Genomic DNA, 19,072 nt, shown 5'->3' with positions numbered 1-19,072 from the left:
GGTCACCGGTGTGGGATCGGGGTTAAGAACTTGGCCCTGGAGTGCCTTGCCGGAGTGGTCGTCCGGGCAAGCGCGGGCGGCGGCGCGGCTCAGATCAGCGTCAGCAGGCCGATGACGGACCCGGCGGCGAGGCCGAGCAGCACTGCCAGCAGCAGGACCCAGTGCGCGGGCAGCGGGCCGTTCTGCGCCGCCTGAGCGGGACGGCGGACGGTCGCGTCGGAGGCGCCGACCGGCGGGATCGAGCCGGTGGTTCCGGGCGACGTGTCGGCCGCGTCGAGGGCGGCGCGTTCGCGGGCGAGCGAGTCGGCGCCCGCTCCGGACAGCAGGCCGTAGTTGGGCGGCAGTTCGGTGGTCGGGCCGGTCTGCGACGGCGCGCCAGTCTGGGCCGCGGCGCCGAACGAGCCGGTTCCGCCAGCGCCGGGGCCGGAAATGCCAGGGCCGCCGGCTGCGCTGAACGAGCCCGTTCCGGAAGCGCCGGGCTGGACCGAGCCAGTGCCCGAAGCTTCGGAACCAGCCTGCTCTTCCGCGGGGTTCGCCACGACGTGCGGAGCGAAGACGGCTTGTGCACGCAGCGCGTCGGCCAGTAACCGTTCCGGGTCTTTCGGCTCGCTCATCCGCTCCGTCCGCCTGTCGAAGTGCTAGCTCGTCACGTACTCAAGGTAGCCCGGCCCGCCTCGGCCACCCATTCGCCCCGGTGCAGTACCCGGGACGGGCGCAGGTCGTCGTCCAGGATCACGGCGTCCGCGGCGAGGCCGGGGCGCAGTGCGCCGGTGCGGTCGGCGATGCCGAGCAGTTCGGCGGGTCGCGCCGACGTCGCCCGGACGGCGTCCAGTACGTCGAGTTTCGCACCCTTCACCAGGTTGCGGAAGGCGTTGTCCATGGTCAGCGTGCTTCCGGCCAGCGAACCGTTGTCCAGGGTGGCGACGCCGTCGTGGACGTCGACCTCCAGCCTGCCCAGGGTGTAGCGGCCGTCGGCGGCGTCGGTGGCCGACATGGCGTCGGTGATCAGCACCGTCCGGCCGCGGCCCGCGTGCTGCGCGGCCAGCCGCACGACCGTCGGGTGCAGGTGGACCAGGTCGCAGATCAACTCGACCGTCACCCGCTCGTCGTCGAGCAGCACGCCGACCGGGCCCGGCTCGCGGTGGTGCAGCGGGCGCATGCCGTTGAACAGGTGGGTGGCGACCGTCGCGCCGGCGTCGATGGCCGGAACCAGCTGGTCAGCGACCCCGTCGGTGTGGCCGATCGCGGCGATCACGCCGGACTCGGCGAGCTGCCGGACGGCCTTGACGCCGCCGTTCAGCTCGGGCGCGAGCGTGACCATCCGGATGGAGCCGTGCCCGGCGCGCAGCAGCTTCTCGACCGTCCCGGTGTCCGGTTCACGCAGAGTGTCCGGGTCGTGCGCGCCGCAGCGGGCGCGCGAGATGAACGGGCCCTCCAGGTGGATGCCCGCGAGGTCGCCCTCCTGCACGAGTTCGCGCAGTGCGGCGATCTGCTCGGTGAGCAGGTCGATCGGGTCGGAGACCAGGCTCGCGAGCATGGTCGTGGTGCCGTGGCGCCGGTGCGCGCGGACCGCGGTGCGGATCTCGTCCGGGTCGAGCGTCGAGAACGACGCGCCGCCTCCGCCGTGGCAGTGGGTGTCCACGAAACCGGGCACGACCAGCGCTCCGGCGACGTCGACCGTCGCGGCGTCCGGGCTGCTCGGGGGCGTGCCGGTGCCTACCGCGGCGATCTGTCCGCCGGACACGGCGAGCCAGCCGTCGTCGAGTACGCGGTCCGGGGCCACGACGCGGCCGCCCGTGATGACGAAGTCTCCGGGGTGCTTCACGCGGTCCAGCATATATTGGTCTGGACCAAGGAGGGCCGACCAGCGCGAGATTGGTCCGCCCAGGTCACTGAGGCGGCTGCATTGCCTTCTGCAACGCCTCCAGCGCCCGGCTGGCGGTTGACTTCACGGTGCCCTTCGAAATGCCCGCGGCTTCCGAAATCTCCGCTTCGCTCAGCCCGCCGTAGTAGCGCAGCACGAGCACCTCGCGCTGGCGCGGCGGAAGCTTCGACAGGGCGTTGACCACGGCCTGGTGCTCGCTGGAGAGCATCGCGAGGCTTTCCGCGGACCGGGCGTTCACCGCGTGCGGGGGCACGTACTCGCGGGCGGTCTTGCGCCGGCGCAGCACGCTGCGCGATCCGTTGACCACCGCGGTGCGCAGGTAGCCGACAGCCGCGGCGGCGTCGCGCAGCCTGCCCCAGTTGCGGTGCAGGCCGGTGAACGCCTCCTGCACGACGTCCTCGGCCGTGGCGGGCTCGTCGACCAGCAGGATGGCGAGGCGCACGAGCCGCATCCGGTGCTGCCGGTAGAGGTCTTCCAGGTTCAACGGGGCGGTCGGCGGCTGCGCCGGGACCGGCCCGTCCATGGTCCGCAGGTGGCCGAGGGTCGCCTCGACGCTGCGTTCCGCGTTCCCCTCCAGCATGTATCCCCGCCTGTCCTCGACGTGTCCGCTCCGCAGGCCCCAACGCGTGCGCGATAGGCACAGCGTGCACACAGGTTCCGCCCGCGCCTAGCCTATCGGGTTGGCCTGCCGCTGCCACCGCTCGCATGGTGCGTCCGCCCGGCGGTCACCGGTAGCGTCTGCGGCGTCACCGTCGTGTCCACCCCGGGAGTAAGCGCATGGCCTGGTACCTCGTCGAAATCCGCTATGTCCAGGAGAAGCTGGCCGACGTCCGGCCGCGGCACCGGGACTACCTGAAAGAGCACATCGAGGCAGGCCGCGTCGCGGTGGCCGGTCCGCTCGCCGACAACTCCGGCGGGCTGGTGCTCTGGCAGGCCGAGGACGAGACGGCGCTGGCCGAGCTGATCGACAACGACCCGTACGCGCTCGAAGGCGTCGTGGCCGAGCGCACGGTTCGCGAGTTCAAGCCGGTGCTCGGCGACTGGGTTCCCCCGCAGAACTAAAGCTCCAGGACGGCGGGCCCGCGGTCGACACAAATCCGCACGCGCCCGCCGTCCTCGGCGGCTACCTCGCAGGTGCCGCAGAAACCCTGGCGACACGAGTACGGCACGTCCGGCAGCACCTCGCGCACCACGTCGAGCGTGGAGCGGTCGGCAGGCACGTCGAGGGTGCGGCCGCTGCGCCGCAGGACCACGCGGAACGGTTCGCCGTCCACGATGGGCGGCGGCGAGAACCGTTCAAAGTAGACCGCGGCGGCACCCGCGCGGGCCAGGTCGACGCGGACGCCGGTGATCATCGGCACCGGGCCGCAGCAGTACACCGAAGCGCCGGCGGGCATTTCCTCCAGCAGTTCCGCACCGGACGCCGGGATGCCGAACTCCGTGTCCGGCCGGATCCGCACTCGCTCGGCCGGGAGTTCGTCGAGGAACGGCATCGAATCCCGGTCTCGGCCGGTGTAAACCAGCCGCCAATCCGCGCCGCTCGCTTCGGCGCGACGCACCATCGGCAGGATCGGCGTGATCCCGATTCCGCCCGCCACGAAGTGATACGCGGGCGCGGCGACGAACGGGAAAGCGTTACGTGGGCCGCGCACAGTGACGCGGGTTCCGGCGGTGAGCGCGTGCACCTCGGCGGACGCGGAACCGATGCGCCGCACGGCGATCCGGTAGTGCGACAGGTCCGAAGGCGAGCCGCACAGCGAGTACTGCCGCACTTCTCCCGAAGGCAGCATCAAGTCGATGTGCGCGCCCGGACGCCACGCGGGCAACGGTGCTGAATCGGGCCGCACGAGCCGGAGACTCACCACGCCGACGGCCTCGGCGCGCACCGCGTCGATCACCAACGGAAGGCGACGGTCGACCTCCCGCACCGGCGGACGACGCCGGCCGGAAACCTCGGCCAGCCTTCGATAAGCCGCGCCGACCGCGACCAATGTGGACATCAGCCGGTCGCGCCTGCCGCTGCCGTCGAGCCGGGGCGGGAACTGCGGTGCGGTCATCGCGGAGCGTCGGCGGCCTTGGCCGCGGGCGAACTCGCCAGGTACGCCACCGCCTGGTCGGTGTTGCCGGTTTCGGTGGGGTGATACGACTTCCGGAAGTACGGCCGGATCTCGCGCAGCAGTTCGCGCGGTCCGGGCAGCAAGCCTTGCCGGGCGGCGCGCCGGTAGGCCCGCCAGCTGGTGCGGCCGGGTCGAGTCGGATCGTTCTTCATCAGGAATCGGGTGCCACGAAGGAAAATCCACGCCAGTACCGGCGTCACTACGAGCATCGAACGCACTCGCCGACCGTAGCGGCCGTCGAGGTGGCAGAACAGGTCGTAGGCCACCGATCGGTGCTCGACCTCCTCCGCGCCGTGCCAGCGAAGGAGATCCAGCATCGTTTCGTCCGCGCCCGCCGCGTCGAGTTCCTTCGCGTCGAGGATCCACTGGCCGAGAAACGCCGTGTAGTGCTCGATCGCCGCGACCAGCGCGAGCCGTTCGATCAGCCATTCCCGGCTCGATCCGGGCCGGTCGCCGAGCAGCCGCCGGAACATCCACTCCATCTGCGCGATATAGGGCCGCACGGAAACCCCGGCGGACTCCAGGTGCTCTGCCGCGCCATCGTGCGCCACGGCGTGCATCGCCTCCTGGCCGATGAAGCCGAGCACGTCCTCCTTGAGCCGCTCGTCGCGGATCAGCGGGACAGCCTGCTTGAACACCTCGACGAACCAGCGTTCGCCCTCGGGCAGCGCCAGGTGCAGCACGTTGATGCTGTGCGTGGCCTGCGGCTGCCCGGGAATCCAGTGCATCGGCAGCTTCGACCAGTCGAACTCCACGTCGCGCGCGTGGAGCACGATCTGCTCGTGATCGGCACTCATGACCGGCCGCTCAGCTCGTAGTCGCTCGGCTCGACGCGCCGCGTCTCCAGCCAGTACCGCCAGGTGAAGCCCGGCCAGATCGTCCGGTTGACGCCCTTCGCGTCGAGGTACCAGCTCTTGCAGCCGCCCTGCGTCCACACGCCCTTGACCAGCTTGTCCTGGATCTGTTCCTGGAATTCGTCCTGCACCGACGGGCGCACGTCCAGTGCCGCCGCGCCGCGGGAATCGGCCAGCCGGATCGCGTCGACCACGTAGCGGGACTGCGATTCGATCATGAACACCACGGAGTTGTGGCCGAGCGCGGTGTTCGGGCCGAGCAGGAAGAACAGGTTGGGGAACCCGGACACGGTGATCCCCTTGTGCGTCTGGATCCCTTCGGTGGCCCAGGTTTTCGCGAGATCGCGGCCGCCGACGCCGGTGATGTCGAGGTACTCCAGCGCGTCGGTCACCTTGAAGCCGGTGCCGTAGATGATCGCGTCGACCTCGTGCTCGACCCCGGCGGTGTCGACGATGCTGTGCGCGCGGACCTCGGCGACGCCGTCGGTGACGACATCGACGTTCGGCCGGTCCAGTGCGGGGAAGTAGTCATTCGACAGCAGGACGCGTTTGCAGCCCATCGTGTAGTCGGGCGTGACTTTCCGGCGCAGCGCGGGGTTTTTGATGCCCTTCGCGATGTGCCTGCGCGCGAGGACCTCGGCGGCCTGCATGAGTTTCGGATGCCCGTTGAACCCGATCGCGCGGGATTCGAGCATCCAGTACAACGCGTTGCGATACAGCCGCTGCGTGCCCGGAACGCGCTTGAACAACTGCCTCGCCCAGCCCGGCATCGCGTGGTCCGGCTTCGGCATGATCCACGGCGGAGTGCGCTGGAACAGCGTCAGTTCGCCGACCTCGGGCGCGATCTTCGGCACGAACTGCACCGCGCTCGCGCCGGTGCCGATCACCGCGACCCGCTTGCCGGCCAGGTCGAACTCGTGGTTCCACTGCGCCGAATGCCAGGTCTGGCCCTTGAACTTGGCGATGCCCGGCAGTTTCGGGATCTGCGGGATGTGCAGTCCGCCGACGCCTGCGACGAGGAACTGCGCGGAAAACTCGGTGCCGCCCTTGGTCTCCACCGTCCAGCGGCGTTCGCTCTCGTCCCAGTGCGCACCGGTGATCTCGGTGCCGAACCGGATCTTGTCCCGCAGCCGGTATTTGTCGGCGACGCCCTTGAGGTAGTCGAAGATCTCCGGCTGCGGCGAGAACGACCGGCTCCAGTCCGGGTTCTGCGCGTAGGAGAACGAGTACATGTGCGACTGCACGTCGCACGCGCAGCCCGGGTACGAGTTGTCCCGCCAGGTGCCGCCGACCTCGTCGGCCTTCTCCAGGATCACGTAGTCCCGGATGCCTGCTTTTTCGAGCTGGATCGCCTGGCCGAGCCCGGAAAACCCGGTGCCCACGATCACGACCTTGAACCGCTCGGTCATCTTGTCGGCCTCCGCTGCGCTGGGGGTCTGGCAGCGTTGATGTTACCTCAGGTAACAGTTACTCGAAAGTACTTCCTACTCGTCAGTATCACTCGGCAGGCGGTAGACCACCAGCGTCTGCTCCGGACGCTCGGCCACGTGGAACGCGGCGTGCGTCGCCGTCACCACGCCTAGCCGGGGGTGCCGAAAGCGCTTCTGACCTGCGTGGCTGAACTGGATTTCGTAGTGCGGCCACCACTCGCGCACCTCGGGGCTCGCCTCGGTCAGCTCGGCTACGAGCCGGGTCACGCGCGGGTGGCCGGGATGCCGCCCGGCGATCGCGCGCAGCCGGGCCAGGATGTTGCGCGCCTCCTGCTCCCAGTCGACGAGGATCTCGCGGGCGGCGGGCTCGGTGAACATCCAGCGGACGACGTTCGCACCCGGCTCGATGTGCTGGAACAGTTCCGCGGCGGCGTCGTTGTACGCGAGCAGGTCGTAGCAGATGCCGGTGACGTACGCGGGGTTGTCGCCGAGCATCGCCGGGACGCCCGCGACCTCGGGCGCGGCTTCCTCGGGCGCGTCCTCGGCGGTTGCTCCGCCATCGGCGAGGCGGCGCAGGTGTTCCTGCTCGGCGCTGGTCAGCCGCAGTGCCCGGGCCAGGGCGTCGAGCACCTGGTCGGACGGGCGGACGTCGCGGCCCTGCTCGAGATAGGTGAGCCAGGTGGCGCTGATCCCGGCCAGCAGGGCCAGCTCCTCGCGGCGCAATCCGGGGGTGCGGCGGCGTCCGGTGACCGGCAGGCCCGCGTCGGCAGGGGCGATCCGCTCGCGGCGGCTGCGCAGGAAGGTGCCCAGTTCGGCGCTCACCCTAGAACCTCCAGTACCAGAATAACGCGATTCTGGATACCAGCTTAACGGCGCGCGAGGCTGGATTCATGCGAGCTTGGACTGTTGACGCACAAGGCCTGCGCCTCTCGGAGGCACCGGAACCCACGCTGCAGGGCGGTGGCGTAGTCGTGGAGGTGCTCGCCGCGCACCTCCCGGCCTACACGAAGGCGGTGGTGGCGGGAGGCCGCGGTGGCCTGCCGATTCCGCTGATCCTCGGCCCTTCGTGCGTTGGCCGCGTGACTGACGTCGCGCCGGACGTATTCCATGTCGCGCCGGGCGACATCGTGCTGGATACGGCGTTGCTCAACGCGGGCGACGGCGACGAGATCCTGGTCGGCTGGGTGGGCCTCGGCGCTTCTGGCAGCACCGAACGCACGGACCGCATGCGCGAGGTCTGGCGCGACGGTGCGTTCGCGGAAAAAGCGTTGTGTGCCAAGGAAACGATGGTCAAGCTGCCCGGTGCCGAAAATTACCCCGACCCGGCACGGCTGGCGTTTCTGCCGTGGCTCTGCGTTGCCGCCGCGGGATTGCACACCGCGGATCCGCTGGCCGGACGCGACGTCGCGGTGATCGGCGCGACCGGTCAGATGGGCGGCGCTGCCGTGTTGCTGGCGCTGGCGGAAGGCGCGGCGACCGTGACGGCGGTGGGCCGCAACAAGGAGGCACTCGACCGGCTGGGCGAGCTCGGTCCGCGCGTGCGTACCCACCAGCTGACCGGCGATCGCACGACGGACGCGGCGGCGATCGGCCCGGTGGACGTGGCCCTCGACGCTCTCGGTGCCACCCCGACGGCGGACGCGACGATGGCGGCCTACGACAGCCTGCGCGTGCGCGGCACCCTGGTGCTCGTCGGCGGCGTACGCCAGGATTTGACCATTCCGTACGGCGAATTCATGCACCGCAGGCTCACCCTGCGCGGTTCCTGGATGAGCGACGACGAGACGGTGCGGACGGTGTGGAACCTCGTCCGCTCGGGTGCGCTGGACCTTGCCGCCGTCGAACTGCTGAAGGCCAGCCTGGACGATCCAGAAAGCGCTCTCGACCTGGCTGAACGTACCTCCGGGCTGAGCTTCGTGGCTCTCGTCCCTTAGTAGCCGCCGCCGAGTTTCGAGTGATCCCAGCTCGCGATCTTCGTCGGACGCAGGATCAGCCCGACCCGCTTCGGGGCCTGCCGTTCGATGAAGGTCCGCAGTTCGTCGGGTGCCGGTGCGCCCGGTTCGGCTCCGGAGTAGCGCATCATCAGCGCGATCCCCATCGCCGTGACCTGCTCGGTGTCCTCGACGAACTCGACGTCCGCCTCGAACGAAAGCCCGCGCAGCTGGTCGTACGAATCGCCGCTTTCGATCAGCACGGTCGCCTCGGGCAGCCGGCGCAGGTTCTTCGCTTTCTGCGAGGTGCCATAGGTCCACGTCGCGACCCCGCCCTCGTGCGGGTAGTACCAGAGGGCGGTGAGGTGCGGCCTGCCGTTCGGGCCGACCGAGGCCACGTTGATGACCTTCTGCTCGGCCAGGTAGGCCTGCACTTCGTCCGGAGTCATCCGGATCTGGTCGCGACGGGACATGGCGCTCCTCAGCTGCGCTTGGTGGCCGCGCGTCCGCCGTGGCCGTTGACCGACGACTCGAACGCGCCGCGCTCCTCGACGTCCTTCAGCGCGGCCCGGTCCGCCGCCGGCACCCGGGTCCGCGCGCCGAGTTCGACGATCGGCGGCAGGAACGAGCGCAGCAGCTTCAGGCCGCCGACCCAGCGTGGCACGTGGATCGTCCGCGCGCGGCGCAGAATCCCGGCTTCCAGGTCGTCGAGCGCGACGTCCAGCGGGTAGGTCTTGCCGAGCAAACCCGGCATCCCGGAACGCAGTTTGCCGAACACCGGGTGCGCGTCGGCGCTTTCGACCAGGTCGGTGCGGATCCAGGTCGGGTGCGCGACGCCGACCTTCACGCCGAGATGCGCGACCTCCGCGCGGAGACTGTTGCAGAACGCCTCGACGCCGGCCTTCGCGGCGGCGTAGTTCGCCATGCCAGGCGCGTGCGTGATCGCGGCGAGCGAGGAAATGCCGAGCAGGTAGCCGCGGCGTTCGATGACGTGCGGCATCGTGACGCGGAACGTGCGCCACACGCCGAGCAGGTCGACCTCGATCACCCGCTCGAACGCGGCGCGGTCCACCGAGCGCACGAATCCGGCGGTCGCGATGCCCGCGTTGGCGATGACGATGTCGATGCCGCCGAAGTGCTCGACCACGCCCTCGGTGACGCGCTCGAGGTCGTCCCAGCTGGTCACGTCGGCTTCCCAGGACTTCGCGTTCGGTCCGATCCGCTTGGCGACCGCCTCCTGTTCGCTGGCCTCGAGGCCGACGAGCGCGACCTTGGCTCCGCGCGCGGCGAGCCGCTCGGCCAGGCCGGCTCCGATCCCGCGAGCGGCTCCGGTGATGAGCACGACCTTGCCGTCGACCTGCTTCTGAGCCACGGTGCCCTCCTGAGCCGGTTTTTGCCTGTCCGGAGGGCACCGTACAACAACCTACCCGCAGTAAGCTACTCTTCGGTAAGTATCAGTTCGACGCTTCGCCCAAAGCGGTGAGTTCGGCGTCGGTCAGGTTCAGCTCGACCGAAGCGAGCAGGTCAACGAGCTGCTCCGGGGTCCGCGCGCTGGCGATCGGCGCGGCGACGGTCGGCTGCTGACGCAGCCACGCGAGCGCGACACTGGCGACCGAAGTGCGGTGCGCGGCGGCCACCTCGTCCAGTGCGGCGAGCACTCGTTCGCCCCGGGCGTCGAGGTACGCCAGTGCGCGCGGAGCGCGCGGCGAGTCGCCCGGCTCGTCCTTCGACCGGTACTTGCCGGTGAGGAATCCTTTGGCCAGGCCGAAATACGGCAGCGTCGCCAGGTTCTCGCGCGCGACCAGCGGGGCCAGCTCGCGCTCGTAATCCCGCTCGACCAGGTTGTAATGCGGTTGCAGGGCAACGTATCGGGCGAGCCCGTTCTGGTCCGAAATGGACAGCGCGGACGCGAGCCGGTCCGGTTCGTAGTTGGACGCCGCGATGTAGCGGACCTTGCCGTCGCGGACGAGCTGGTCGAACGCGCCCACGGTTTCTTCCTGCGGGGTGTCGAGATCGTCCACGTGTGCGTAGTACAGGTCGATGTGGTCGGTTCGCAGACGCTGCAACGATTCGTCGACCGCCGCGGCGATGTTCTTCGCGGAGAGGCCGGGTCGCTGGTCTCCCCCGCCGACCTTGGTGGCGATGACGATGTCGTCGCGGCGGCCGCGCTTGGCGAGCCAGTTGCCGATGATCGTTTCGGAACCGCCTCCGCCGCCGTAGATGTTGGCGGTGTCCAGGAAATTGCCGCCGGCCGCGGTGTACGCGTCGAGAACAGCGAATGACGTGGGTTCGTCCGCGGTGTTGCCGAAGACGTTGCAGCCGAGGTTGAGGCCGTGGATGTCCAGTTCCGTAGTGCCGAGCTTCGTCATGCTTTCGAACCTAATCCGGCCGGGGCGGGAGGAAAACCGGGTTCTCGCGCGTTGGGCGGGACATGGCTATCGAACTGGGCAAGCTAGGCGTGTGGCGGATGTCGGCCGCGGTGGACGGAACGTTCGCCGCCGAGGTGGAGAAACTGGGCTACGGCACGATCTGGCTCGGCGGCTCTCCCGGCGGCGACCTGGCGATCGTCGACGAACTGCTGGCCGCGACCGAGGGGATCAAGATCGCCACCGGCATCGTCAACATCTGGGCCGACGCACCCGAGGACATCGCGCGGGCCTTCCACCGCATCGAGGGCAAGCACCCGGGACGCTTCCTGCTCGGCGTCGGCGCGGGCCACCGCGAGCACACGCAGGAGTACAAGAAGCCGTACGCGGCGCTGGTCGACTACCTCGACGCACTCGACGCCGCCGGGGTGCCCGCGGAATCGCGCGCGCTGGCCGCGCTCGGCCCGAAGGTCCTCGAACTCGCTCGCGACCGCACCGCGGCCGCGCACCCGTACCTGACCACTCCGGAGCACACCCGGGCCGCGCGGGAGATCGTCGGCACTGGCGCGCTGCTCGCCCCCGAGCAGAAGGTCGTCTTCGACACCGATCCGGAGCGGGCGCGCGAGACCGGCCGCAAGACCGTGCAGTTCTATCTCGGCCTGTCCAACTACACCGCGAACCTGCGCAAGTACGGCTTCTCCGAGGAGGACATCGCGGGGAAGGGCAGCGACCGGCTGATCGACGCGCTCGCCGTCCACGGCGACGGAAAAGCGCTGGCCACGGGCCTGCAAGCACACCTCGACGCGGGAGCCGAGCACGTCAGCGTGCAGTCGCTGGACGAGGATCCGTTCCCTGCCTACCGGGCAATCGCGGCGGAGCTGCTCTGAATCGCTCCAGTCGGTTTCGTCTCGTGTGAGGTAGGACCGGTCGGCCCGGCCGGTCCACCTCGTACGATGCCGCTGTAGAAGCCAGTCGTCTCGAGGAGGAACCGATGCCCATCGCCACCCCCGAGGTGTACGCGGAGATGCTCGACCGGGCGAAGAACGACGAATTCGCCTACCCGGCCATCAACGTGACCTCGTCGGAAACCGTGAACGCCGCGATCCGCGGGTTCGCCGAGGCGGAGAGCGACGGGATCATCCAGTTCTCCACCGGCGGCGCGGAGTTCGCGTCCGGGCAGAAGGTGAAGGACATGGTTGTCGGCGCGACCGCGCTGGCCGAGTTCGCTCAGGTGGTGGCGGCGAAGTACGACGTCAACGTCGCGCTGCACACCGACCACTGCCCGAAGGACAAGCTGGACGGCTTCGTCCGCCCGCTGATCGAGATCTCCGCCGAGCGCGTGCGTAACGGCGGCCTGCCGCTGTTCCAGTCCCACATGTGGGACGGTTCGGCCATCGATCTGGACGAGAACCTGCAGATCGCGCAGGAACTGCTGGCCAAGGCCGCGGCGGCGAAGATCATCCTCGAGGTTGAGATCGGCGTCGTCGGCGGTGAGGAAGACGGCGTCGAGGCGGAGATCAACGAGAAGCTGTACACCGCCGAGGGCGACTTCCTGAAGACGATCGACGCGCTGGGCGCCGGCGAAAAGGGGCGCTACCTGCTGGCCGCGACGTTCGGCAACGTGCACGGCGTGTACAAGCCGGGCAACGTGAAGCTGCGCCCGGACGTGCTCAAGGGCGGCCAGGAAGCGGCGGCGAAGAAGCTCGGCCTGGACGCCGGCTCGAAGCCCTTCGAACTCGTCTTCCACGGCGGCTCGGGCTCGCTCCCGGAGGAAATCCGCGAGGCGGTTTCGTACGGCGTGGTGAAGATGAACGTGGACACCGACACGCAGTACGCGTTCACCCGCCCGATCGCGGACCACTTCTTCAAGAACTACGACGGTGTCTTGAAGATCGACGGCGAGGTCGGCAACAAGAAGGTGTACGACCCGCGCAGCTACCTGAAGGCCGCCGAAGCGGGCATGGCGACCCGGGTGGTCGAGGCTACGCAGGCACTGGGCTCGGCTGGTAAGAAGCTGGGCTGACGTTGTTTTCGGGGAGGCCGTCTCGATCTAGGTCGGGGCGGCCTCCCTTTTTGCGCGGGGTGGTCAGTTGTTGACGGTTGCTCGCGGCATCGGTTGGCTGGACCGTGACGAGGGAGGAACTCCATGACCTACACCGGAGTGGTGACCACCGGCGGCCCCGCCGACGTGCGGGAAACCAGCGGGCTGACCATCTCGAAAGTCTCCGTCGGCACGATCGACAACAACGCGTACCTGCTGCGCTGCCGAGCCACCGGAGAGCAACTGCTGATCGACGCGGCCGCCGACCCGCGAACGCTGCTCGCCCTGGCCGGCGACGGTGGTCTGGCATCGATCGTGACCACGCATCAGCACTGGGACCACTGGATCGCGCTCGCGGAAGTCGCCGAGGCAACCGGGGCCCGTACCTATGCTGGGCGCGACGACGTCGACGGAATCAAGGCTCGCATCGACGTTCCGGTGGACGACGGCGACACTGTCCGCGTCGGCGAGGTCGAGTTGACGGCTCGGCATCTTGTCGGTCATTCGCCGGGGAGTATCGCGCTCGTTTACCGGGATCCGGAGGGGATTCCGCATCTCTTTACCGGGGACTCGCTGTTCCCGGGCGGGATCGGGAACACGGAGCAGGATCCGGTTCGCTTCGCTTCGTTGCTGAAGGATGTGGAGGAGAAAATCTTCGGGGAGTTGCCGGACGAGACGTGGTTCTATCCTGGACATGGCGGCGATTCCACGTTGGGGGCGGAACGGCCGAAGCTCCCCGAGTGGCGCGAACGCGGCTGGTGAATGGTGCCCAGTCCTTTGGAGTCGTCTGCGTTACGGGTGCAGAGCGGCAGTTCTCGTGAGGATGCGATGGCGGCGATCATGAGAACCAGCGCGACAAGCCCAGGTCGATGCAAGTGCTGGTGTCGAGCACGCCTTTCTCGTGGCGTTCGGTCATGAGATCACTCCCACGCGTCGTCAGGATCTAGCCGGTCCTCAGTGCCGAAGAATTCGTCAGCTTCCTGCCGCAACTCGGCCACCTCGACGCCGTTGCGAGTGACGCAATAGACCTCGCCCGCTTCGACGGCGTCCATGACGGCAGCGGAGTTGTTGCGGAACTCGCGCTGAGTAATCACCTTCACGACATCAACGTAGCCTGCTGTCGCGGCGGTTCGCCCTACCAATCCGTCGCCGAGAGCACCGCCGGAAACTCCTCCGTGAAGTCATCTGTCCGGTGCCGGGGCAGGTCGATCACGATCCCGTCCGCTGTGCGGGTCCACGGCAGCGGTCGGGAATGCCCGCCCAGCAAGCGGATTCGCGAGCGATCGTTGATCGGCACGTCACCCGGTACGAGAAGCCGACCGTCCGGCCAATGGAGCGGGATCAGGTTGAACGCGCCGCGCGCCCGCGTGTAGCAAAGGTCCCCGTCCATCGCCCGAATCCAAGGCTTCGACCCATAGATCGCGCGGCCGTTGATGCGCAGCCAACGGCCCATGTCCAGCAGGCGCGAACTCATCCAGTCCGCGATCGTGCCGTCCTCTCGGGGGCCGATGTTGAGCAGCAGGTTTCCGTTCTTGCTCACCACCTCGGCGAGCAAGCGGATCAGCTGCACCGAGGATTTGATCTTCGCTGGATCCTCGTTCTCGTTGTAGCCCCAGGACTTTCCGATATTCAGGCAGGCTTCCCACGGATCCGGACGCAGGACGTACTTCTTGTTATCCCCTTCGACGGTCGCGAAATCCGCGTGCGAAGCCTCGAAGCGGTCGTTGGCCAGGACGCTCTTCGGGTGCGGGCGGCCGGCGGCGTTGCGGTAGTAGTAGGCCAGGATTTCGTCGCTGCGCCAGTCCCACGTCTTCGACCGGAAGATCGGGCCGCCGCCGAATTCGTGGTAGCCCTGGCCGTCGGCCCAGAGAATATCCGGATCGTAGTGGTCGATCAGGGTTTTCAGGTGTACGTGCTCGTATTGAGACACGTAGTCGGTGACTGGGCGATAACCGGTGTAGGGGATTTCCGCGCCGGTGTAAGGGTTTCTGGGAGCGGTGCCGAGCGCGGGGCTGTAGAACTCGCCTAGGGAGTAGTAGAGGCCCCGTTTGAGCCGGGTGTTCGCGGCGGCCGAGAAGAGCTCTCCGACCAGGTCGCGGCCTGGGCCAAGGCGGACGGAATTGCGGTCGGACGCGGTGTTGCGGAACAGCTGGAAACCGTCGTGGTGCTTGGAGGTCAGCACGAAATACCGGGCTCCGGCTTGTTCGAACAGGCGTACCCAGGAGTGCGGGTTGTAGCGGCGGGCGGTGAAGCGCGGGATGAACTGGTCGTAGGCGAAATCCGCGCCGTAGGTTTTCAGGTGGTGGTCCCGGGTTCCGGTGCCGCGCGCGGGGTCCGTGACGTTCATGGCGTACAGGTACCACTCGGCTGCGTGTTTGGCGTCGCCCCAAGCGGCGGCTGAGTAAGCGCCCCAGTGGATGAACACGCCGAATTTGGCGGAGGGGTACCAAGGCGTGGCGGCGGCTTGGGCCGGTGTCGCGGTGAGTCCGAGCAAACCGGCGGCGCCCGCGGCGGCGAGTACGCTGCGGCGGCTGATTCCTGCCTGGTCCATGCATCCACTCCCGTTGGCGGCGGTCATCAGATGTCTTGGCCTTTCAGGCGTACCAGCTCGGCGAACGACCGGCAAGCCTCCTGTCTCGCCGAGACAGTTGTTCACAAGCATGAACACGACGGTTGGCCGATTGACGCGGTCGAGTGCCGTTCTTATGGTCGAGTGAATACATCAGATCTATCGACGGGTGGCCGCCATGGGTGCAGCGTGGGAAACCAGTCGGCGGACGGCGTTGCGCGGCGGGGCAGTCCTCGCGGCTCTGGCTGCCACCGCGGGGACCGCGTTCGCTGATCCGAAGCCGGGGCGACGGTTGCCGTTCCTGCTCGACATGGTCCAGAACAATCCCGGCGAACCACTGTTTTCCAGTCGCTTCAACGATCCTGCGACGTTGAAGGCGTACGGCTACGACGGTCAGGTGATCAACGAATTCACCCCGCCGCAAACCGCGATCACCTTCGAGACGTTCGACGAGCGCATTTTCCCCGCTGGCTCAACGGGTCGCGCGTGGGTCGATGCCACCGCGGAGAAGATCGACGCGCACATCGCGCGAGCGCACGCGGCGGGCATCGCGGCGTATTTCTTCACCGACATCATCGTGCTGCCGAAACGCCTGGTCGAACTGTACGGCGACCAAATTCTCGACAGTCAAGGCAGAATCAGTTTCGACCGCCCGCTCACGCAGCAGATCCACCGGCGCATGCTGCGCGAGATCTGCGCGCGTTTTCCCGGCCTGGACGGAATTGTCGTGCGCACCGGCGAGACGTACGTGCAGAACGTCCCGTTCCACACTGGAAACAATCCGATCACCAACGGCGCCACCAGTCATCTGACCCTGCTCGGCATCCTCCGCGACGAGTTGTGCGTACGCGCTGGCAAGCGGGTCTTCTACCGCACCTGGTCGACCGGCGGCGACAAGCTCACCAGCGACCCGGACTTCTACCGGCAGGTCACCGACCAGGTCGAAACGCACGAAAACCTGATCTTCTCGATCAAGCACACCGCGAAAGACTTCTGGCGGACCATCCCGTTCAACCGCACCATCGGGGTCGGCAACCACCGGCAGATCATCGAAGTGGAATGCCAGCGCGAATACGAGGGCAAAGGCGCGTTCCCGAATTACGTGATCGATGGCGTAGTCAACGGTTTCGAAGAATTCCGCACCCAGCCGCGCACCGGTCCGATCGGGCTCGCCGAGGTCGCCGACAATCCCATCGTCGCCGGCATCTGGACCTGGTCCCGCGGCGGCGGATGGCGCGGACCGTATCTGCGGAACGAACTGTGGTGCGACCTCAACACCTGGGTCATCGCCCGCTGGACTCGCGACACCGGCCTCGGCGAGGAAGGCGCGTTCACCGAATACGCGACGACGCGCCTCGGCCTGCACGGCGACCAGGTCCGCCGCTTCCGCCGGCTGGCGTTGCTGTCGGCGGCCGCCGTACTGCGCGGGCACTACAGTGCGGTGCACCCGATGGGCAGGCTGATGTGGACCCGCGACCAGTTCCTCGGCGGCTCCGACAAGGATCTGGCCAGCGATTATGATGCAATCATCGCAATGGGGCGGGTCGAGTCGGTGCTCGCCGAGAAAGCCGCCGCGGCCCGGATGTGGGACGAAATCGTCGCGCTGTCCGGCACGCTTCCGCTGCGGGATCACGCTGACCGAACCTACTTGCGAGTGTCCGCGCGCTACGGTCAATCCTGGCACCGCGTCGTGCACCACGGCTGGGAAGTAATGCTGCGCGGTTACGCTGGCGGGTACGACAAAGCCGTGCTGCGCTACCACCTCGCCTGCTACGACGCGGAATGGCAACGCTGGCAACGACTTGCGAAAGCCGAGCCGTCCTGCGCGACGCTGTACCAGCCGTACAGCTTCGGCCCGAAAGGCCCGGACGGGCTGTACAACGCCGACCCGGACCACGGCATCAAACCGGCCACCGACTATTACCGTCGCTTTCTGTCCAGTTAGGACTGAACGACGCCCCACCACAGAAAGTCCCGCGCCCGGGTAGCCGCGACCAGTCGCTGCCGACTGCGCAACTCGTGCTGTTCCTCTTGCTCCGCAGGGTCTTCCGGCGCAGGACGCGGCAATTGGACGACCAGCACCGCGCGAAAGTCGAGCCCCTTCGCCCGGTGCACAGTCCCGACGTGCAGCCGGTCCTCGGCCGCTCCGACGTACCGTTCGAGAGCACGCGTCGGAACGCCAGCGGATTCCAGCAGCCGCCGGCACTGATCGGCATCCGCATTGCTGAAGGTGATCAACGCTGTCTCCCCGAGCGGAATCTCCAGCGCACGGACAGCCGTAGCCAGTGCGTCCGGCAGTTCGGCCGGGGTGCCGGTCCAGGACTGCACTACGCCGCCCTCGTTGACCGAATCCGCGTCCCGCAGCGCAACCCCCGCCGCGCCGTCCAAATCGTCCACCGCGTTGATCCGCCGGGCGAAGTCGAGAATGCTCGCACGGTTGCGGTAGTTGACCTTGAGCACCTCGCCGCGGCCCTGGATCGGGATCCCGGCGTCGGACAACCGCCAGCCACCGGGATAGACCTGCTGCTGTCCGTCGCCGACGAGCAGCAGTTGATTCGGCCCGTCGCCGGCGATCGTGCGCAACAGCCGCAGGCCGGTCAACGTCATGTCCTGCGCCTCGTCCACCACCACGGACGCATAAGGCTCTTCGAGCGGCTGTCGTTCGAGTTCGATGCTCGCCCGGGACAGCAGGTCATGGAAGTCGTGCAACCCGTTCGCGGCCAGATTTTCCTCGTACGCGGTGTACAGCTGCCAGACCTTCTCGCGCTGGCCGCGGTCGAGCCGGAGCCCGCGCCGGGCTCGGTGAATGGACTGGTACTTCTCCAGCGTCCGGATGCCCTGGCCCTTGATGATGCGCTGGACCTCGGTCTCCCAGTAGTCGTAGTTCGGACCCAGCCGCTCCAGGGGTTCGCGATGCTCCTTCCACGCGCGCCCGAACGCGTCCTTGGTGAGCCGCGAATGGGTGTTCAGCTCGATGCCCCGCCGCTGGAGGAACGCTCGCGCCCACGCGTGCAGGCTGACGAACTGCGCTCGATCGGCCAGCTCCGGGGCCAGCCGCCGGAACGTGGTCTCGTTGACCGGCGGCAGCGTGCGCACGAACGTCGTGAACAGCAGCGGGCCGGTGCTCCGGCGGCCGACGTGCCGCATCCGGTGCAGCGCGACCACGGTCTTCCCGGTCCCGGCCGGACCGCTGATCCGCGCCGGACCGGAGTAGTTCCGCGCCGCCAGCGCGGCCTGGTCGGGATGCAGAAACGTCATCCACGTTTCGAACGGCCGCTCCACCGCGGCGATCAACTGCTCGTCCGCGACGCTCTCGGCCGAGAGCAGCTCGAACGACCCGGCTTCCTTCTCCGGAGCCGAGACCGTCAGCCACTCGTAGCCACGCAACCGCGCGGCGAGCCCGTCGGCGATCTTGGCGGCTTGCCGCGCGGTCAGATGCACCGTGTCGCGCCGGAAAAGCTGGTCCAGTTTGGCCGCTGGCAACGACCAGAACGGCCCGGCGTTGCGCGGCCCCGGCGGAGAATCCGCGCCGACGATCGCGACCAGCGTCACCGCGCTCCGGGCAATGCGCTGTCCGCCTGGGCCGGGCAGTCCGGCGAACCGTTCTTCCGCGTCCCGCGCCACCTCTCGCATCGTCGCCTCGTCCGGCGCGGGATCGGTGACAACAACTGCGAACACCCCGGCGCGGCCGATCAGGAAGGCGTCGGCGGTCCCCGGGGCTCCGGTGCGCACCGCCAGATGCCAGCCTTCGGCGGTCCGCTCCAGCAACCCGGCCAGCGCGTTGCGCCGCAGGGGATCCCGGAACCGCTCCGCGATCAGTCGCGTGGCCTGCCGCTGGACCTGCCTGCGGGCGTGCGTGCTGAGTCCCACGGAACCCCC

19 protein-coding genes are annotated in these 19,072 nt (G+C 68.4%); 6 read left to right on the top strand and 13 right to left on the bottom strand.

Going from position 1 to position 19,072, the window contains the following annotated elements; translation table 11 throughout:
- Positions 1-89: 89 nt before the first annotated feature.
- From L3Q65_RS34785 to L3Q65_RS34775, 3 genes are read right to left on the bottom strand one after another with little or no spacing between them, the layout of a single operon-like run.
- Positions 90-614, bottom strand: coding sequence for a hypothetical protein (locus tag L3Q65_RS34785; protein WP_182892824.1), 525 nt, complete (start codon positions 612-614; stop codon positions 90-92).
- 32 nt (positions 615-646) lie between these two features.
- On the bottom strand, positions 647-1,837 hold the full coding sequence (gene nagA / locus L3Q65_RS34780) for an N-acetylglucosamine-6-phosphate deacetylase (RefSeq protein WP_237597598.1): 1,191 nt from the start codon (positions 1,835-1,837) through the stop codon (positions 647-649).
- Between the two features lie 52 nt (positions 1,838-1,889).
- Positions 1,890-2,465: a SigE family RNA polymerase sigma factor gene (locus L3Q65_RS34775; RefSeq protein WP_051172562.1), complete on the bottom strand. Its 576-nt coding sequence runs from the start codon at positions 2,463-2,465 to the stop codon at positions 1,890-1,892.
- Positions 2,466-2,662: 197 nt separating this feature from the next.
- Here L3Q65_RS34775 and L3Q65_RS34770 point away from each other — a divergent pair, with 197 nt between their 5' ends.
- Positions 2,663-2,947: a YciI family protein gene (locus L3Q65_RS34770; protein ID WP_182892822.1), complete on the top strand. Its 285-nt coding sequence runs from the start codon at positions 2,663-2,665 to the stop codon at positions 2,945-2,947.
- On the opposite strand, the gene L3Q65_RS34765 is transcribed toward L3Q65_RS34770, so the two are convergent.
- The 4 genes from L3Q65_RS34765 to L3Q65_RS34750 form a co-directional block, all read right to left on the bottom strand.
- Positions 2,944-3,942: a PDR/VanB family oxidoreductase gene (locus L3Q65_RS34765; RefSeq protein ID WP_182892821.1), complete on the bottom strand. Its 999-nt coding sequence runs from the start codon at positions 3,940-3,942 to the stop codon at positions 2,944-2,946. The genes L3Q65_RS34770 and L3Q65_RS34765 overlap by 4 nt on opposite strands.
- Positions 3,939-4,799, bottom strand: a complete 861-nt coding sequence (locus tag L3Q65_RS34760) for a metal-dependent hydrolase (protein ID WP_182892820.1) — start codon at positions 4,797-4,799, stop codon at positions 3,939-3,941. Before L3Q65_RS34760 ends, L3Q65_RS34765 begins: the two co-directional genes overlap by 4 nt.
- A complete protein-coding gene (locus L3Q65_RS34755) occupies positions 4,796-6,265 on the bottom strand; it encodes an NAD(P)/FAD-dependent oxidoreductase (protein WP_182892819.1) in 1,470 nt (489 codons plus the stop codon). The genes L3Q65_RS34760 and L3Q65_RS34755 overlap by 4 nt, the downstream gene beginning before the upstream one ends.
- A 75-nt stretch (positions 6,266-6,340) precedes the next feature.
- Positions 6,341-7,108: a helix-turn-helix transcriptional regulator gene (locus L3Q65_RS34750; RefSeq protein ID WP_182892818.1), complete on the bottom strand. Its 768-nt coding sequence runs from the start codon at positions 7,106-7,108 to the stop codon at positions 6,341-6,343.
- A 68-nt stretch (positions 7,109-7,176) separates the two neighbouring features.
- Between L3Q65_RS34750 and L3Q65_RS34745 the strand changes: the two genes are divergently transcribed.
- Positions 7,177-8,220 (top strand): zinc-binding dehydrogenase, encoded by a 1,044-nt coding sequence (locus L3Q65_RS34745; protein WP_237597597.1) that lies wholly within the window; start codon positions 7,177-7,179, stop codon positions 8,218-8,220.
- Here L3Q65_RS34745 and L3Q65_RS34740 read toward each other — a convergent pair.
- From L3Q65_RS34740 to L3Q65_RS34730, 3 genes are all read right to left on the bottom strand, one after another.
- Positions 8,217-8,690, bottom strand: a complete 474-nt coding sequence (locus tag L3Q65_RS34740) for a pyridoxamine 5'-phosphate oxidase family protein (protein ID WP_182892816.1) — start codon at positions 8,688-8,690, stop codon at positions 8,217-8,219. The two genes, L3Q65_RS34745 and L3Q65_RS34740, sit on opposite strands and share 4 nt — an antisense overlap.
- Before the next feature lie 8 nt (positions 8,691-8,698).
- On the bottom strand, positions 8,699-9,589 hold the full coding sequence (locus L3Q65_RS34735) for an SDR family oxidoreductase (RefSeq protein ID WP_182892815.1): 891 nt from the start codon (positions 9,587-9,589) through the stop codon (positions 8,699-8,701).
- A gap of 82 nt (positions 9,590-9,671) precedes the next feature.
- Complete coding sequence (locus L3Q65_RS34730; RefSeq protein ID WP_237597596.1) at positions 9,672-10,586, bottom strand: aldo/keto reductase; 915 nt, start codon at positions 10,584-10,586, stop codon at positions 9,672-9,674.
- A gap of 62 nt (positions 10,587-10,648) precedes the next feature.
- Between L3Q65_RS34730 and L3Q65_RS34725 the strand changes: the two genes are divergently transcribed.
- From L3Q65_RS34725 to L3Q65_RS34715, 3 genes are all read left to right on the top strand, one after another.
- Positions 10,649-11,470, top strand: a complete 822-nt coding sequence (locus L3Q65_RS34725; RefSeq protein WP_182892813.1) for an LLM class F420-dependent oxidoreductase — start codon at positions 10,649-10,651, stop codon at positions 11,468-11,470.
- 104 nt (positions 11,471-11,574) lie between these two features.
- Positions 11,575-12,606, top strand: a complete 1,032-nt coding sequence (gene fbaA, locus L3Q65_RS34720) for a class II fructose-bisphosphate aldolase (protein ID WP_182892812.1) — start codon at positions 11,575-11,577, stop codon at positions 12,604-12,606.
- 123 nt (positions 12,607-12,729) lie between these two features.
- Complete coding sequence (locus L3Q65_RS34715; RefSeq protein ID WP_182892811.1) at positions 12,730-13,386, top strand: MBL fold metallo-hydrolase; 657 nt, start codon at positions 12,730-12,732, stop codon at positions 13,384-13,386.
- Positions 13,387-13,544: 158 nt separating this feature from the next.
- Here the strand turns inward: L3Q65_RS34715 and L3Q65_RS34710 are convergent, their stop codons facing one another.
- The gene (locus L3Q65_RS34710; RefSeq protein ID WP_182892810.1) at positions 13,545-13,724 is read right to left on the bottom strand and encodes a type II toxin-antitoxin system Phd/YefM family antitoxin; all 180 of its coding nucleotides are present in this window, start codon (positions 13,722-13,724) and stop codon (positions 13,545-13,547) included.
- Positions 13,725-13,759: 35 nt separating this feature from the next.
- Positions 13,760-15,175, bottom strand: a complete 1,416-nt coding sequence (locus L3Q65_RS34705) for an alpha-L-fucosidase (protein WP_237597595.1) — start codon at positions 15,173-15,175, stop codon at positions 13,760-13,762.
- Positions 15,176-15,371: 196 nt separating this feature from the next.
- Between L3Q65_RS34705 and L3Q65_RS34700 the strand changes: the two genes are divergently transcribed.
- Entirely contained in the window at positions 15,372-17,138 is a 1,767-nt protein-coding gene (locus L3Q65_RS34700) for a hypothetical protein (protein WP_237597594.1), read from the top strand.
- On the opposite strand, the gene L3Q65_RS34695 is transcribed toward L3Q65_RS34700, so the two are convergent.
- Positions 17,135-19,063 carry a UvrD-helicase domain-containing protein gene (locus tag L3Q65_RS34695; protein ID WP_237597593.1) on the bottom strand — a complete coding sequence of 643 codons (1,929 nt, stop codon included), beginning with the start codon at positions 19,061-19,063 and terminating at the stop codon, positions 17,135-17,137. The two genes, L3Q65_RS34700 and L3Q65_RS34695, sit on opposite strands and share 4 nt — an antisense overlap.
- Positions 19,064-19,072: the final 9 nt, after the last annotated feature.

Source organism: Amycolatopsis sp. FU40, assembly GCF_021903635.1.
GTDB classification, from domain to species: domain Bacteria; phylum Actinomycetota; class Actinomycetes; order Mycobacteriales; family Pseudonocardiaceae; genus Amycolatopsis; species Amycolatopsis dendrobii.
This window is presented reverse-complemented; position numbering and strand designations above follow the sequence as displayed.